11 protein-coding genes and 2 pseudogenes are annotated in these 15,265 nt (G+C 51.9%); 5 read left to right on the top strand and 8 right to left on the bottom strand.

The annotated features are described in order from the left end of the window. Positions 1 to 34: 34 nt before the first annotated feature. The 7 genes and pseudogenes from mobC to mobQ all read right to left on the bottom strand — a co-directional run bounded on the left by mobC (position 35) and on the right by mobQ (position 6,692). Positions 35 to 349 carry a plasmid mobilization relaxosome protein MobC gene (mobC, locus tag B5G28_RS09720; RefSeq protein ID WP_242967563.1) on the bottom strand — a complete coding sequence of 105 codons (315 nt, stop codon included), beginning with the start codon at positions 347 to 349 and terminating at the stop codon, positions 35 to 37. A 14-nt stretch (positions 350 to 363) separates the two neighbouring features. Next, positions 364 to 1,107, bottom strand: a complete 744-nt coding sequence (locus B5G28_RS09715; RefSeq protein WP_087248250.1) for a DUF3849 domain-containing protein — start codon at positions 1,105 to 1,107, stop codon at positions 364 to 366. After that, complete coding sequence (locus B5G28_RS09710; protein WP_087248248.1) at positions 1,104 to 1,877, bottom strand: hypothetical protein; 774 nt, start codon at positions 1,875 to 1,877, stop codon at positions 1,104 to 1,106. Before B5G28_RS09710 ends, B5G28_RS09715 begins: the two co-directional genes overlap by 4 nt. An 89-nt stretch (positions 1,878 to 1,966) precedes the next feature. Then, a pseudogene (locus B5G28_RS09705) lies at positions 1,967 to 3,764 on the bottom strand (reverse transcriptase domain-containing protein). Positions 3,765 to 4,341: 577 nt separating this feature from the next. Next, positions 4,342 to 4,845, bottom strand: a pseudogene (locus tag B5G28_RS09700) (TraG/TraD/VirD4 family protein); the annotation flags it as partial. 40 nt (positions 4,846 to 4,885) lie between these two features. Then, entirely contained in the window at positions 4,886 to 5,056 is a 171-nt protein-coding gene (locus B5G28_RS09695; protein ID WP_087248246.1) for a transposon-encoded TnpW family protein, read from the bottom strand. A gap of 58 nt (positions 5,057 to 5,114) precedes the next feature. Further along, complete coding sequence (gene mobQ, locus B5G28_RS09690) at positions 5,115 to 6,692, bottom strand: MobQ family relaxase (protein ID WP_087248244.1); 1,578 nt, start codon at positions 6,690 to 6,692, stop codon at positions 5,115 to 5,117. 302 nt (positions 6,693 to 6,994) lie between these two features. On the opposite strand from mobQ, the gene B5G28_RS09685 reads away from it, so the two are divergent. The 5 genes from B5G28_RS09685 (at position 6,995) to B5G28_RS09665 (ending at position 14,418) form a co-directional block, all read left to right on the top strand. After that, positions 6,995 to 7,180, top strand: a complete 186-nt coding sequence (locus B5G28_RS09685; RefSeq protein WP_087248242.1) for a hypothetical protein — start codon at positions 6,995 to 6,997, stop codon at positions 7,178 to 7,180. A gap of 609 nt (positions 7,181 to 7,789) precedes the next feature. Further along, complete coding sequence (locus B5G28_RS09680; protein ID WP_087248240.1) at positions 7,790 to 9,229, top strand: 6-phospho-beta-glucosidase; 1,440 nt, start codon at positions 7,790 to 7,792, stop codon at positions 9,227 to 9,229. A 61-nt stretch (positions 9,230 to 9,290) separates the two neighbouring features. Next, positions 9,291 to 11,297 (top strand): beta-glucoside-specific PTS transporter subunit IIABC, encoded by a 2,007-nt coding sequence (locus B5G28_RS09675; protein WP_087248238.1) that lies wholly within the window; start codon positions 9,291 to 9,293, stop codon positions 11,295 to 11,297. Between the two features lie 394 nt (positions 11,298 to 11,691). Further along, complete coding sequence (locus B5G28_RS09670) at positions 11,692 to 13,050, top strand: MATE family efflux transporter (RefSeq protein ID WP_087248236.1); 1,359 nt, start codon at positions 11,692 to 11,694, stop codon at positions 13,048 to 13,050. 33 nt (positions 13,051 to 13,083) lie between these two features. Beyond that, complete coding sequence (locus B5G28_RS09665) at positions 13,084 to 14,418, top strand: MATE family efflux transporter (RefSeq protein WP_087248234.1); 1,335 nt, start codon at positions 13,084 to 13,086, stop codon at positions 14,416 to 14,418. Positions 14,419 to 14,789: 371 nt separating this feature from the next. On the opposite strand, the gene B5G28_RS09660 is transcribed toward B5G28_RS09665, so the two are convergent. After that, on the bottom strand, positions 14,790 to 15,095 hold the full coding sequence (locus B5G28_RS09660) for a DUF3847 domain-containing protein (protein ID WP_087248232.1): 306 nt from the start codon (positions 15,093 to 15,095) through the stop codon (positions 14,790 to 14,792). Positions 15,096 to 15,265 lie beyond the last annotated feature (170 nt).

Here is a 15,265-nt window from a genome sequence, read left to right as displayed (position 1 = left end):
GCACGGTATAGCTTTACTCGCTATACCGTGTTTATTATTCAATGCCGGCCAGTTCCGTCAAAAGCTCCTTCTGCTGCTGCCAGATGGCATCCAGCCGCCTCTGCAAATCCTCAATGTCTGCTTTGTAGATGGAGCCGGTTTCATTGGCGCGTTTTGCGTATTGGTTCAAATTGTTGCTGCAGATACGCAGCAGGCGATTCAACTCCTTAACCTCCTCTAAATCCAGACGAACGCAATATCCATTCAGGGCCATCTTGCGCAGGTAGGCACTTCGATTGAGGACCCCCATATCCAGCATTTTACGTTGGATCTGTTTACGTTCTTCAGGAGAGATTCGCAGCTTAATCATCTCAGACTTTTCCATCACCGCTCCGGCTCCCGCTTCTTGGGAGGCGCTGCCTTGGTCTTACCGGAGGTCGGCTCCTGCCGCAGCTGCTGGATCACCGACGGCTTTTCCTTCTCCCGTTCCCGGACCAGGTCCCTCACCTGATCTACAAATAGATTCACAAGTCCAGGATGGCTATCCACCAGCCACCGGGACCGCCGGTTCGCGCCATCTACTGCCAGTGGCATGGGCACCGTCTGCGCCCACGCTTTATTCTCGCGGGAGAATCGGGCATCCCAGTCCTTGTCCTGTACCGTCGCAGCAAGGACAGTCTGGACCCGCTCGGGTCCAAACTGGTCCAGGACTTCCTGCGCCGCCGCTTTGGCGTCCAGGCTGTTTTCCTTATAGTTGCCGTCGATGGCTCCCTCAATGGCTTCCTTGCAGGAAATGTTGAGCCGTTCCTCCTGCACGGCCTGCTCCGCTTTGCGGTGCTCCGCCAAGCTCTCGAGGCAGCTCCAGACTTCCTCCATGTGGTGCATTTCGGTTGCGTCATACGTGTGAAAGAGATCATCCAGCGGCGTGGGAGAGGCCAGCAGGGCAGCGGCCTGACCTCTGGTCAGATCGTCGTACTCCAGTGCAAGAAGGAAATCCTCCCGCACACTGTACTCATAGCTGCGTTCCAGAATTTTCTCCGGCGGCTGTGTCAGAAGCCAGTCCTTGAACTGCTCCTGTTCCGCAAACATTTTCTTATAAAGGGCTGTGTTCAGTTCCGCATCGGTCATCGGGCATCCGCCTCCTTTTCATGGGTTTTGGACCGGGGCGTCCGGTCAGGCACACTGGCTTTCAGCTCGGCCAGCACGGACGGCTTGCGTCCTTCCTCTTTTGCCTCCACTTTTTCTTCTCCGGGCGCTTCCTGGCTGGGGCTGTCCTCCATGTTCAGAAGGGCGTCCAGCTCTGCCAGGCGGGCAGATTTCGCGGCCAGTTCATCCTCCTGCGGGAAAGGTTTGCCCAGCTCGGCCTGGGCGGCATCCCGCTGCTGAATCAGAGTGCCAAGGCAGTTCTCAGCCTTCTCAATCCGTTCCGGGAAGTTGTCCAGGGCATTGTCCAGCCGGGTGATGTTGCCTCGGGCGTCGGTGCCCAGGAACACATGGTTGGTGGACTGGCCCTTGAAGGCAATCTCGAACTGGTTGTGAAGGGTGCTGAAGGAAAGCTCCATAGGGAAGCCGCGGTAACTGCCGATCTCCACCGCTCCGGCTGAGGGCAGTTCCTGGCAGGCAGCCAGCAGCCGTTCGCCGGCGGTGAGCTTTTCCTCATAGTACATTCCTTTGATGGTCATGCCGCAGAAGCCGTCCTTCACCTGGGGATGTGCTTCTGCGGTTTCTGCGTCCTGCTTCATGCAGGCAATAACCTCTTTTTGGTGCTGGATGGAGGCCGGGAAGGTCTTGAGCAGCTTGTCTTCCAGCCGGTACTGCTGGCTCTGGTGGTCCGCTTTGAGAACCTTGAGCCGGGCCACCTCGATATCGTGGAGTAGGGAGGCATCGCCTTGTCGCATTGCTGCGGTAGGTTTATACCACCCTCTCCGGGAACCGGACTTACACATCTCCATGTATCCGGCTCTGTTATCGTTCGTTCAGTAGCAGCTCACTGATTGTGAATTGCAATATGACATTTCTTACAAACAACCAAAGTTTTACGTCGCTTTGCGATCATCATAATTTCCCATGTTTTTTGCCTTTAAGGTTTTTGATCTTGTTTACATGGTGAACTTCATAGCAATCGCTTTCAGTGGTACCGCATAGCTCACAGATTTTTACGACTAACCGCCGTTCGAGGGCGGTTCTGGAATATCCGTATTCAATTGCTGCATTGCATACGAGATCTGTTGGATTCACTTTCCCTTTGCAGGCAGAGTAGTCGGCAAAGTAACACCGCTTCATTCCTTTTTTAGTTTCATAAGGAATACCCCATTTTCCTTTTTTGTCTTTGAACCTGTCAATGACTTTGGATATGGTGCATTTGTGCTTATTTGCCAGTGTTTTAAGACAGCTGTATTCCATGAGATAGGACAGGTAACACAACTTATAGAAATTGCTGGCTATCCCATAGTAGTTACAGATTCCTCGTAATTCTGCATTGTAGGCTGAGACGATTTCCAAATCTGTGAGTCGCAAAAGAGATTTACGATGGAATGGCATGAGCTTCCCATCTGGCTTCTGTATCGCAATTTGATTTGCAAAGATAAACTTGTGAATCTTATCCTCGAACGGAATGGCCAATTCACAAGAGTTGTTAAGAGTGCGTTTTGTCTTTTTCCCAGGTCCGCCGCGCTTGATAGTGCTGCTTCTGCGAACTCGGATATCGTAGCCCAGAAATCTCGCACTTTTACTGCTGTGAGTAATAAGCGTCTTCTCTTCACTGAGCTCCATTTTCAGAGTTTCACGAATGAATTCAGAAAGTCGGCTTTTGATCCACTGGCAGTCCGCTTGGCTTCCTTTCACACCGAGAATAAAGTCATCAGCATATCGAATATACTTGATACACTTTTTTGTTTGGGCCGTACAGGGCATTTTCAGCATGAGCTTCCGCTTTTCGTTGTATTCCGAAAGCAATCTCTCCCGTTCAGCGCCCGTGCATCTATTGATGTGATAGGAAAGTTTTTGAATTTCATTGCTTAGCAAGCGGTATTCCGTTCTAATTGGCTCTTGTCCATGGGTGTCAAATTCACGTTTCAGTCTCATTACAAACTTATCCAGCTCATGCAGGTAGATGTTGGCAAGGAGCGGTGATATAATGCCGCCTTGCGGAGTACCACTGTAGGTTTTGTGGTATTTCCAATCCTCCAGATATCCGGCTTTCAGAAATTTGTAAATTAACTTTATAATCCGGGCATCCTTGATTTTGCTGTGAATCAATTCTACAAGAACGTCGTGGTCAATGTTATCAAAGCATCCCTTGATGTCTCCCTCTACAAACCACCGCATACCGTTGAATTCCATTTTTAAGGACTTCAGTGCGGTATGGCAGCTTCTTTTGGGTCTGAATCCATGGGAAACCGGCAAAAAGACAGGTTCATATACTGCTTCAAGAACCATTTGCAGAACTTCCTGTACCAGCTTGTCTGTGAATGTTGGAATTCCAAGAGGCCGCTTCTTCTTAGGATTATTCTTTTCTGGATATAGGTTCTTCTAACAGGCATAGGCTGGTAGGTTTCATCAGCAAGCTTTTGGATGATCTTTGCAATTTTAGTTTCGCTGAATCCGTCTGCCGTGTCTTCGTTTGCACCCTTTGTTGCAGCCCCACTGTTGGCATACAGATTTTGGTATGCCAGAAAATACAGGTCCGGCCTCAACAGGTAGCGATACAGTCGTGTGAAAACTTTTTCTTTGTTTGCGAGTGAGTTTCTACTGATTCTTGCTAAAATTTCAGTTGTTGGCTGCATTTTGAGGATTTCCTCCCTAATCAACTTACCTTTTAGTACACAATAACTACGCCCCTTCGCCATGTAAGGAGTGTTACCCCTCTCAGACTACTATGAGCGTTCCGTACCCATGCAGAATTTTCAGGCTCTACAGCCATAGCCAGATTTTCACCTCCTTTGATTGGCGTTCCTGTTTAGGGTATCCCCAGTTAGCATTGAGCATAGGCAAATGTGGATTGTCGGTCTCCGCTTTCGTTTCCTTGCCATAGGTTCTCCTACAGATTGCACATTGATCTCGATAACCGATTGGTTGACCTGTATAATCAATCGTCAATGTGCAGAGGTTGCAGATACTTTCCTCCGTCTGACCGATAACAGAAATTAGAAACTTGCGTTCAGTAAACCCAACTTAAGCCTCATATCCACTTAACATTGCAGTTCAGTCGCATCAAGGTATCTTTAGATGACTTACTGCTTTCCTGCCGTGCTCTGTTCCCGTGTCGGTTTTCACCTTTCGGTTAGGCAGGTTGTTTCCCGCGTTATCTTACGGGGTAGTGCCTTACACTACTTTGTTCAACACCCTATCTGGGCGCACAAGGTCGATCGTCTCTTTTCCTAGTGCTGCGGCCAGTTCCTCGAGGGTTGTGTTCTCCGAACCGCCCAGAAAGACCTGACTGTCCATGTTGCCAATGATGGTATCGGCGTTGTCTTTGTACAGTGCTTTGAGCTGAGACTGTGCCTGCAGCACCAGGCAGGCCGAGATTTCCCGGCTGCGGATGGTGGCCACCAGCTTCTCCAGGTTGGGAATCTGGCCAATGTTGGCACACTCGTCGATCAGGCAGCGCACATGGACCGGCAGCCGCCCACCATACACGTCATCTGCCTTTTCGCACAACAGGTTGAACAGCTGGGTGTAAACCATAGAGATCAGGAAGTTGAAGGTGCTGTCTGTGTCGGACATAATCAGGAACAGTGCCGTTTTTTGGTCACCCAAGGTGTCCAGTTCCAGCTCGTCATAGGCGGTAATTTCCCGCAGTTCGGCAATATCGAAGGGAGCCAACCGGGCACCGCAGGAAATAAGGATCGACTTCGCGGTCTTGCCAGTAACTGAATGTCAACAGTAATTTAATACTTTCTACGAATCATACAGAAATTTCGGCATTTTGCACATCAGAACGCAACATTCTTTTGACTTTTTCCTGTGCGCTTTCCCGGCACCCGTCTTGAAAATGAATCAGTACGGTAAATTCCTGACCATTGATGGTACGCTTGATAATGGGTGCGTTCTTGTTGGGCAGATTCATATTATCCATTTAATTCCTCCATATAAATCCTAAAAAGGCATCCGACTTCTTTCCAAAGCCGGATGCTCTACAGTTCCATCTTCTGTTCTTGTTCCTTCTGAGGTGCCCTGTCCTGTTTTTGGTTTTGCTCTCCGGCCTGGCGAAGCTGCTCTACCACCGACTGTTTGCCTTCTACCTTGTCCAGTGCTTCTACCTGTTCCGGTCCCAAAACCTGACTGACCCAGTAGCGGATTTCGTTCAGCGGCTTCAACTCTGCCTGCACCTGTTCCAGCTGCCGGGCAAAGGCTGCGTGATCCGCTTGCAGCTTGCTGTACTCTGCCTCTAGGGCATCCAGATTTACGTTCAGGTCAATGTGCTGTGCTTTCAAATAGCGGTAAGCTTTGTTGTAGGCTTTCAGCTCCTCCTGGTGGCTCTCGGCAAATGCGGCCTGCCGCTTCTTCCAGCCGATCTTCAGGTACTTATCATGGACGGGCATCTGTTCCTGGCAAACCGCGACCGCGCTCTGAATCCCGGCAATGTCCTTCATCCGCTTTTCGGCCTTTCTCATACCGGTACTGGCCTGGCTGGCTTTCTGCTTGATGCCAGACAGGACGGTGTTCAACTGCTCCAGGGTTGCAATCTTATGCTGTTGGAGATAAACAACAGCCCTTGCTACATCCTTCAAATCCTTCAGGTCGCCCTTCTGTTGGCCGGACCAAGACCAATCGCTCCGTTCTGCTTTCCGCTGATTCAAGTAATCATTGAGGAGCACCCCAAGGTCTGTGGCGACTGCTTCCTCTTTCAGAAGTTCCTTTTCAGCCTGGACCAGTTCTTCAATCCAATCCAACAGACTCCGAATGGTTTTGCGAATGGCAGACAGCATCTGGTTGGCTGCCTTGATATCCCGGTTGAGATTTCCGATGTTGGTCTGGATGCCTCGCCGCTCCATCTGAACCACCGCAGGCCCCATGTGGACGGTGGGAATCACGTCCAGACCCTGCCGCTCATAGGAACGCAGGTCAAGCCGCTCCGGCCGCTCCGCTGCTTCCAGGTAACGGTTGACGGTATCGGCCCAGCCTTGCCGCCAAATCTCCGCATACTTCTGGTCGTTCCAGTCCACGGTATCTTCCTTATGGCTTTTCCAGTTGCCGGAGGGCAAGCGGATGCGTTCACCGTTTTCATCCAGGTCGTACACCTTCCGGCTCTTGGGGAGCCACTTGCCCTGTTCGTCCATGGCTCGAAGAGTCAGCATCACATGGCAGTGAACATTGTGTCCGGGCGGGGCCGGGTCATGGATGGCGAAGTCGGCGATCATACCTTTGGAAACAAACTGTTTCTCGCAGTAGTCCCGGATCATCTGCGGGTACTGCTCCGGAGGAACTTCTTTGGGCAGAGCCAGTACAAATCGCCGGGCCAGCTGGGCATTCCATTGTTTTTCAGCTGCCTCCACCGAGTTCCAGAGGGTTTCCCGGTTAGCGTATTCCGGCGGAGCATGGGAGGGCAGCATAATTTCCGTATACAGGATGCCGCGCTTGCCAGAGTAGTTTTTGGTTTTCTGATCGTATTCCGAAAACAGCTTCTCCCCGCTCTGGTAGGCTGCGCCTGCCACAGCTGATTGTCCCTTGCTGCGTTGGGTGATCGTGATGTCAAAGTGTGGGTTGGGCAAAGCGTTCACCTCCAAACAAAAAAGGGCTGTTGCTCAACTTTCGTTTTGCAACTGCCCCAATAATATAGCTATACTTGTGGTCGCCGTCATGTAACCATTGCTTATATTGCAGAAACCGTTTTTACGATATAAAATAGCTTTACCCGGAAATGAATAAAAAGCATTAAAATTCCTTTTATTTAACCGTAGGACAAAGTTTGTCAAGGTGATTTTACAATCTTTTTGAAATTTCATTATATTGACATTGCTTTTCCATACTGGGTGCGCTTTGCCTGGTATGGGGCGCGTTGCAGGAGATCGCGATGCAGGCCGCAGAAAAGCTCGAAGACGTGAGCACCGCTGAGTACGAGGCGCAAATGTTTGCGTTCACCAATGAGCAAGTGATTTCCTGCCGGGCGCGGATGGCTGAAAAGTTGTCTACACCCAGATTTTACGTCAAATTTTCAACATTCCTCTTGACAGGCTGGCTTTTGGTGGATATACTGTGACTGAAAATTGCGTGGATTTTTCTGGATTCGATCATCTTTTCGCCACACACCTAGGCGTGTTTTGTCTAGGTGTGTGGTTTTTTTGTACCCTTTAATTTCCATAAAAAATAAATATGTTGTGCTTTTATAGCATTTCTACGACAATTTTTAAGTTCGTTTCCTTCCTCATTTTTGCTTTGTTTCTACTTCTGGTCACTACAGACAAAGCCTTTGAAGCAGCGGGCATACCGCGGGAATTTTACGCCAGAAGCTGGCACATCAGCAATTCTCTTTTTTCTTCTTTATTTTTTACTGCTGGATGCAGGACAGCAGAGCGTTTTTACTAACCGGATTGATCGCACATACCGTTCTCATGCAGGGTAGAGCAGTTTGTGATCCCTCCCTCAACCCGGAATGGTCAAAAAACATTCCATGCTTTAAGAGAATTCGCTGGTGCCAAGAAGTGCAGCGAGCACTTCTGCCAGAAGCAGGACCGGCCTTCTTTCAAATAAGATCGCCGGTCCTGTTTTTTGAAGCAAATATAGCGTCCTGATTTCGTTTATCAGCGCATTCCTGCGCTTTTAAAAAAGTTTTTCATGGAAACCACAAATCATCACAGGAGGTAAAACAATGGCCCAATTTCCCACAAATTTTCTTTGGGGCGGCGCAACCGCTGCCAATCAGTGTGAGGGCGGCTACAACGAAGGAGGCCGCGGTCTTGCGAATGTTGATGTCGTCCCGTTTGGCGAGGACCGTTTCCCTGTCGCGTCCGGGTGGATGAAGATGCTGACGTGCGACGACGCGCACGAGTACCCTTCCCATGAAGCGGTGGACCTGTACCACCACTACAAGGAGGACATCCGTCTGTTCGGCGAGATGGGCTTCAAGTGCTACCGGATGTCCATTGCCTGGACCCGGATTCTCCCGAACGGCGATGACGACACCCCCAACGAAGCGGGTCTCGCCTTTTATGACAGCGTGTTCGACGAGTGCCATAAATATGGCATCGAGCCACTGGTCACAATTTGTCACTTTGACACTCCGATAGCCCTCATTCGCAAATACGGCGGCTGGAAGGACCGCCGCATGGTCGATGCCTACCTGAAATACTGCGCCGTGATCTTCAACCGCTACAAAAACACAGTGCGCTACTGGCTCACCTTCAATGAGATCAATATGCTGCTGCACATGCCATTCATTGGTGCGGGCGTTTATTTTGAGGAAGGAGAGAACCCAGAGCAGATCAAGTACACGGCGGCTCACCACGAACTGGTCGCAAGCGCCAAGGCAGTCAAGCTGGCGCATGAAATCATGCCAGACTGCATGGTGGGCTGCATGCTGGCCGCCGGGCAGTATTATCCGTACACCTGCAACCCGCTGGATGTGCAGGCCGCGATGGAGGCGGACCGGGACAATTACTTCCTGATTGACGCGCAGGTGTACGGCGAATACCCCGTCTGGGCGCTGAAGCGGATGGAGCGCGCGGGGGTGCGCATCGACTGCACCGCGGAGGACCGCCGGGTCATGAAGGAGGGTGTAGTGGACTTTGTCTCCTTCAGCTACTATTCCTCTCGCACCACCTCTGCGGACCCCGAGGTGCTGGCACACCAGAGCCAGGGCGGCAACGCGGTGTTTGCTACTGTGAACAACCCCTACCTCGACGAGAGCGAGTGGGGCTGGCAGATCGACCCAGTGGGCCTGCGCATCACGATGAACAGCCTCTACGACCGCTACCGCAAGCCGCTGTTCATCGTGGAAAACGGCCTCGGCGCAAACGACACGGTGGAGCCGGACGGCTCCATCCACGACCCGTACCGTATCGCGTACCTGCGCGCACATATCGAGGAGATGAAAAAAGCAGTTCTGGAGGACGGCCTGCCGCTGCTGGGCTACACGATGTGGGGCCCCATCGACCTCGTTTCCAATGGCACCGGCGAGATGAAAAAGCGCTACGGCTTTATTTATGTGGACAAACAGAACGACGGCTCCGGCACATTGGAGCGCCGCCGCAAAGACAGTTTTTACTGGTACAAAAAGGTCATCGCCTCCAACGGCGAAGACTTGGACTGACGGTGGGCATTCTGCCGCGCCGCGGCGTGAGAAATAGGGGCACGACCAAGGAGGATAAATCATGGCAAGTAAATATGATGGCCTTGCTCGCATTATTTTACAAAATGTCGGTGGCAAGTCCAACATTACAGGAATCCGGCACTGTGTCACCCGGCTGCGCTTCAATTTGAAGGACGAGAGCAAAGCCAACACAGATGTTCTGAAAGAAACCGACGGCATTGTCACGGTTATTCAGGCAGGCGGCCAGTACCAGGTGGTTATTGGCAATCAGGTGAGCGATGTGTACGATGCAGTCATCTCGGTCGGTCATCTGGAACAACTGGCAGAGGGCCTTGCAGATGAAAGCGGAAACGCCCTGGGAGAGGGCGCAGGCGGCGCAAAACCCAATCTGCTCAACCGTTTTATTGATGTGATCTCCGGCTGTATGCAGCCGATCCTGGGCTGTCTGGGTGCATCGGGCATCGTCAAAGGCCTGCTGGCTTTCAGTGTCTCAATGGGATGGATGGACCCCAGCTGGGGCACCTATCAGGTGTTGTATGCGTTTGGTGATGGATTTTTCTACTTTTTGCCGATTTTTCTCGGCTATACCTGCGCCAAAAAGTTGAACTTTGATGAGTTCATCGGCATGGCAATCGGCGTCGGGCTGGTCTACCCCAATATGGTCGCCATGCAGGGTTCCAGTCCACTTGGCACGATTTTTGCCGGCACAGCGTTTGAGATGAGCTACACCACAACCTTTTTAAAATTACCGGTTTTCTTCCCCGCGTCCGGTTATCCCAGCTCTGTGGTGCCGGTGCTGCTGGCCTCATTGGTCACGGCGAAATGGGTGTATCCGTTCTTCCGCAAAATCTTCCCGGACACAGTCAAGCTTTTTCTCGTACCACTTTGCACCGTTTGCGTTATGTTGCCGCTGACCTACCTTGTCGTTGGCCCGGTTTCCTCGCTGCTGTGCGGTGCGCTGCAGTGGTTCTTTGGCTTGATTTTTAATCTTCCGGTCGTCGGCGGCGCAGTTGCGGGCGCTCTGGTTGGCGCATTCTGGCAGGTGCTGGTCATGTTTGGCCTGCACTGGGGTCTGATCCCGCTGATGTATTCCAACATCGGTACGCTGGGGTATGACATTGTGCTCTCCCCCAACAACGTCTGTTCCTGGACGGAGTTCGGTATCCTGGCAGCGGTCGTGCTTAAAACCAAGAGCACGAAGACCCGCGGTATTGCAATTCCTGCGATGATCTCGGCCTTCTTTGGAATCAGTGAACCGGCCATCTACGGTATTACCCTGCCGAAGAAAAAGCCTTTCCTGCTTTCCTGTGTGGTCTCTGGCATTGGCGGCGCAGTGATCGGGCTGCTGGGTGTCAAGTCCTATCTTTCCGGCGGTTTAGGCCTGTTTGCATGGCCGGCATTTATCAATCCCAACCCAGCTCCGGGCGAAAACCCGCTGTACAGCATGCTTGTGTGTATCGTAGTTGCTGTAATTGCCGTCATTGTTACATTTGTGATCACCTGGTTCACCTACAAAGACGAACCGGACCGCAAGCGCACAGATGCCACACCTGCACAGAAAGCACCTGTTTTACAGGACGAGCGCTCTGATGCTCCGACCGCAGGGGCAGATGGCCTGACAAAAAACGTAATCGTTGCCCCTATTCGTGGCGAGGCAAAGCCGCTGAGCGAGTGTAAGGATGAGGTGTTCAATTCCGGGGTGATGGGACAGGGCGTTGTCATCGAACCGGAAGAAGGACGGGTATATGCACCTTGCGATGGAGAAATCACAAATCTGTTTGAAACGCTGCATGCCATAGGCATGAGCGGACCAGAGAATACAGACCTTTTGATCCATGTTGGTATGGACACAGTGGGGTTAAACGGCCAAGGATTTACCGCCCATGTAAAAACCGGCGACAAGGTTAAAGCCGGTCAATTGCTGCTGGAGTTTGATATGGACTTCATCCGCTCCAAAGGTTTGCCTGTGACTACCCCGGTCGTTGTAACAAACTCGGATGATTACCCCGGTCTGACAGTACACACCGGCAATGTAAATCACGGTGATGCGCTGATTTATTTAAGATAATCAGACAAAAACCTAACTCGTTGCCACACAGTATTCACTATGAGAGAATTTTCAGAAGTAGTTCGTATGTTGTTGTATTCTGTTTGTGAGGGAGAAGAACAGTATGAAAAATGATATGTTGGAACTGATTCGTTCCCGCCGCAGCATTCGCTCCTAAGTGAAATTTCAACATCCTCTTGACAGACTGACCTGCAATCGCTATACTCTCTTTGAAAATTGCGTGGATTTTTCTGGATTCGATCACCTTTTCGCCACACACTCGCTCAAGCGCCTTTGAGCGGGTGTGTGGCTTTTTTGTTTGAAGGAGAAAAATACATGCGTTTTTGATCTGTTTTCCTTCCGCGTGGCTTTGCCGCCCGTGACGGAGGGACTTTTTATCGAGGGGAGGATTTTTATGTCCAACGAAAACCGGATGGCAACAGAGCCGATTGGCCGTCTGCTGCTTCAGATGTCTCTGCCGCCGCTGTTTTCGATGTTTTTGCAGTATTCCTATAATCTGGCAGACAGCGCATTTGTGGCGCGTCTGAGTGAGGACGCGCTCACGGCAGTCTCTCTTTCATTTCCGCTTACCACACTGATGAACGCCGTTTCCATCTGGATCGGTGTAGGTGTCAATATTCTGATCTCAGGTTATCTTGGTCAGAAAAAACAGGAAAAAGCCAATGATACAGTCACCCTAGGACTTTTGCTTTCGTTCGCTGTCGGCGCAGCCATCAACCTGGCAGCATTTCTGATTTTGCCTGCCTATTTCAAGGCGTTTACCAGCGACGCCTCTATTTACTCTCTCAGCATTGCCTATATGAGTGTATGCGCCTTTATGCAGGTCCCCAACATGGTGCACATCGCCATCCAGAAGATGATCCAGGCCACTGGCAATATGATCGGCCCCATGTGGTTCCAGATCGCGGGTGTTGTATTTAATTTTATCTTTGATCCTCTGCTGATTTTTGGCATTGGCCCCTTCCCGACCATGGGCATCCGCGGCGCTGCCGTGGCCACTGTGGGCGGCTACACGCTCTCCATGCTGCTGGCCTTTGCCATGCTGCTGTGCACAAAGCAAAAGATTCGCATCCGCATAAAGGGCTTTTGTTGGGAGTGGACCGCTGTGCGGCGTGTGTTTGCTCTGGGTCTGCCGTCCTTTATCATGAACGCGCTGAGCGCCTTTATGGTGACGATCGTCAACTTGTTTCTCGCTGCATACTCCGCCACGGCCATTGCGTTCTTCGGCGCATATTTCAAGGTCCAGCAGTTGATCGTGATGACGGTCAACGGCCTGATACAAGGCTGCCTACCCATCATGCGTTTCAGTTACGGTGCTGGAAATTCACGGCGGCTGAATCTGGCCTTCCGGGACGGCACACTGCTGGTCGTATGGATGATGGCCCTTGGCACGGCGGCGATTGCCGTTTTCCCTGCACAGATCCTGGGACTGTTCACTGCCTCAGCGGAAATGCAGGAATATGGTGTCACCGCCATGCGGATCATGGCCGTGGGGTATGTATTTTGCGGTCTTTCCACAATGGTCTCTACCTATCTGCAGGCCACGGAGCAGGTCTTTGTCAGTATGCTGTTGCAGATGATGCGCCAGTTTGCGCTGCTGGTACCGGTAATGTGGCTGTTGGAACGTCAGCTTGGCATCATCGGCATCTGGCTGTCCTTCCCAGTGGCTGAGGTGACTACCTTTCTCGCAGCAGTTCTTTTGATGCGCCGCTTTCAGAAAAAGCAGCGGTCCCTACACCCCGCGGAGGCCTGAACTTCCATACTTTATCTATTTGAGGAGAATTCAATGAATGACACTTTCATGAAAGAAAAACCCGTGCTGCCGCTGTTGCTCTCTATGGCCCTGCCTATGGTGCTGTCGATGCTGGTCAACTCGCTGTACAACATTGTAGACAGCTTTTTCGTTGCCCGCATCAGCGAGGATGCCATGACTGCCCTCTCATTGGTCTACCCGGTGCAGAACCTGATCAATGCTGTAGGCATCGGCTTTGGCATTGGCATCAACGCAGTCATTGCCCTGCACCTCGGCGCGCAGGAGCAGCGCGCGGCCGACCAAGCCGCCACCCAGGGCCTGCTGATGGCCGCTGTGCACAGCGTACTGATGACCGTGGGTTCGCTCGCAGTCATGCCATCCTTTTTGCGGATGTTCACCTCATCTGCGGCCATCCAAGCCTTGGGCGTGCAGTATTCCACGATTGCGTTTGCCTTTACGCCTGCTATCCTCTTCGGCGTCTCGTTTGAAAAGCTCTTTCAGGCCGTCGGCAGCATGCAGGTGACAATGGTCAGTATGTTGTGCGGCTGCCTCACCAACATTGTCTTGGACCCGCTGCTGATCTTTGGCATCGGGCCATTTCCGGCCATGGGCATCCGCGGTGCGGCGCTAGCCACTGGTATCGGTCAGGTGCTGACCCTTGTTATTTACCTGGTCATTTATGCAGTGCGGCCGCCCCGGGTGCGCATCCGCAGGGAGCTGCTGGGGCCGGAGCTGACGATGATTGGCCGGCTATATTCCATCGGCATTCCGGCGGCGCTCAACCTCGCGCTGCCATCCTTCCTTATCTCGGCACTAAACGTGATACTCGCCGCCTGGTCGGAGGTATATGTGCTGGTGCTCGGCATTTACTACAAACTTCAGACCTTCCTCTACCTGCCCGCCAACGGCATCGTACAGGGGATGCGACCATTGGTCGGCTACAACTACGGCGCGGGTGAATACAGGCGGGTCCAGCAGATTTACCGCATCGTGCTGTGCATGTGCGGTGGAATCATGGCTGCGGGCATGCTCGTCTGTCTGGCGGTGCCCGGCGTGCTGATGGGATTGTTTACCCAAAACCCGGACACGGTTACCGTCGGTGCGTCCGCGCTGCGAATCATCAGCATGGGTTTTGTCGTCTCGGCGTTTTCGGTCACCTCGTCCGGCGCGCTGGAGGGACTGGGTAAGGGAGCTGAATCGCTTATCATCTCCCTGTGCCGCTACGCTCTCATCATCATACCGGCGGCATTTGTGCTCAGCCGGTTCTTTGGGCCTGTGGGCGTATGGCATGCATTTTGGGTCGCGGAGACCTTGACCGCTTTGATCTCTTTGGCTGTTTATCACCGTGTGGTAAAGTCGGCCTCGTGACCCCACCTGCCTGCCCCTAAATGGTCTTGTGGACGCAATTTACAAAGCGTGTGACTTCGTTATAGTTGATGTTATGTTTGTCCTCACAGTAAAAAGTATGCTCGCTGGCAGCATTTACGATTTCTTTTATTAGAATTTATCTGTTTGGGTCACTTATAAACATAAAAATCTCCTTTTGACACAGGTATCTGCAAACGAGGGGTGCGCTTCGGCTCTTGGCGGGAGCTGCAAAAGGATAGCTGCGGAGCAGCGCAAGGAAAATGCAGTTTTCCTTGGGATGGAATCGGGATGGCGAACGGAACGCCAGACCGATTGCATCAAGCCGTCTGCAAGACCGCAATTTCACCGGAACGGTGTATAATTGCGCCCTATTACAATAGGGTTGGAACGTCCCGGGCTTCTTGCAAATCGTGAATCATCTTAGCCAGGGCCAGCACAACCTCTTGTTGACGGAACGAGAGTTTCAGTAGCTCCATCACCTGGTCGTCAGTCAGCTCTCCGGGGCAAATCAGAAAACTTTCCAGCATCCCGCCGCGCGTACAGAGACGATGGGTGCGGGCCTTGCGGGTCAGCTCCGGTATCCGGCGCTCCAGCATTTTCTCCTGGTGCTGGTAGTAACGGAGCTTCTGTTCAGCTTTTTCCTTTTGGTCTTTCATGTGGTCCAGTTTTTCACTCATAAGTTTCCATCTCCTTTATAAATAATGAAAGCGGCAGGATCGTCTAACCGGACTGAACTGCTCCAGTAAAAGTAGACAGTGAAAAAAGAAGGCCTCCTGTGGTAGAATAAAACTACTACAGGAGGTCTTTGCTATGCCCAGAAAATACAGCCACATTCAGGAACACGAGA

This window comes from Faecalibacterium sp. An77, from assembly GCF_002161315.1.
Lineage (GTDB): Bacteria > Bacillota > Clostridia > Oscillospirales > Ruminococcaceae > Faecalibacterium.
Note: the sequence above shows the minus strand (reverse complement) of the source record. Positions and strands in the feature narration are given on the sequence as shown.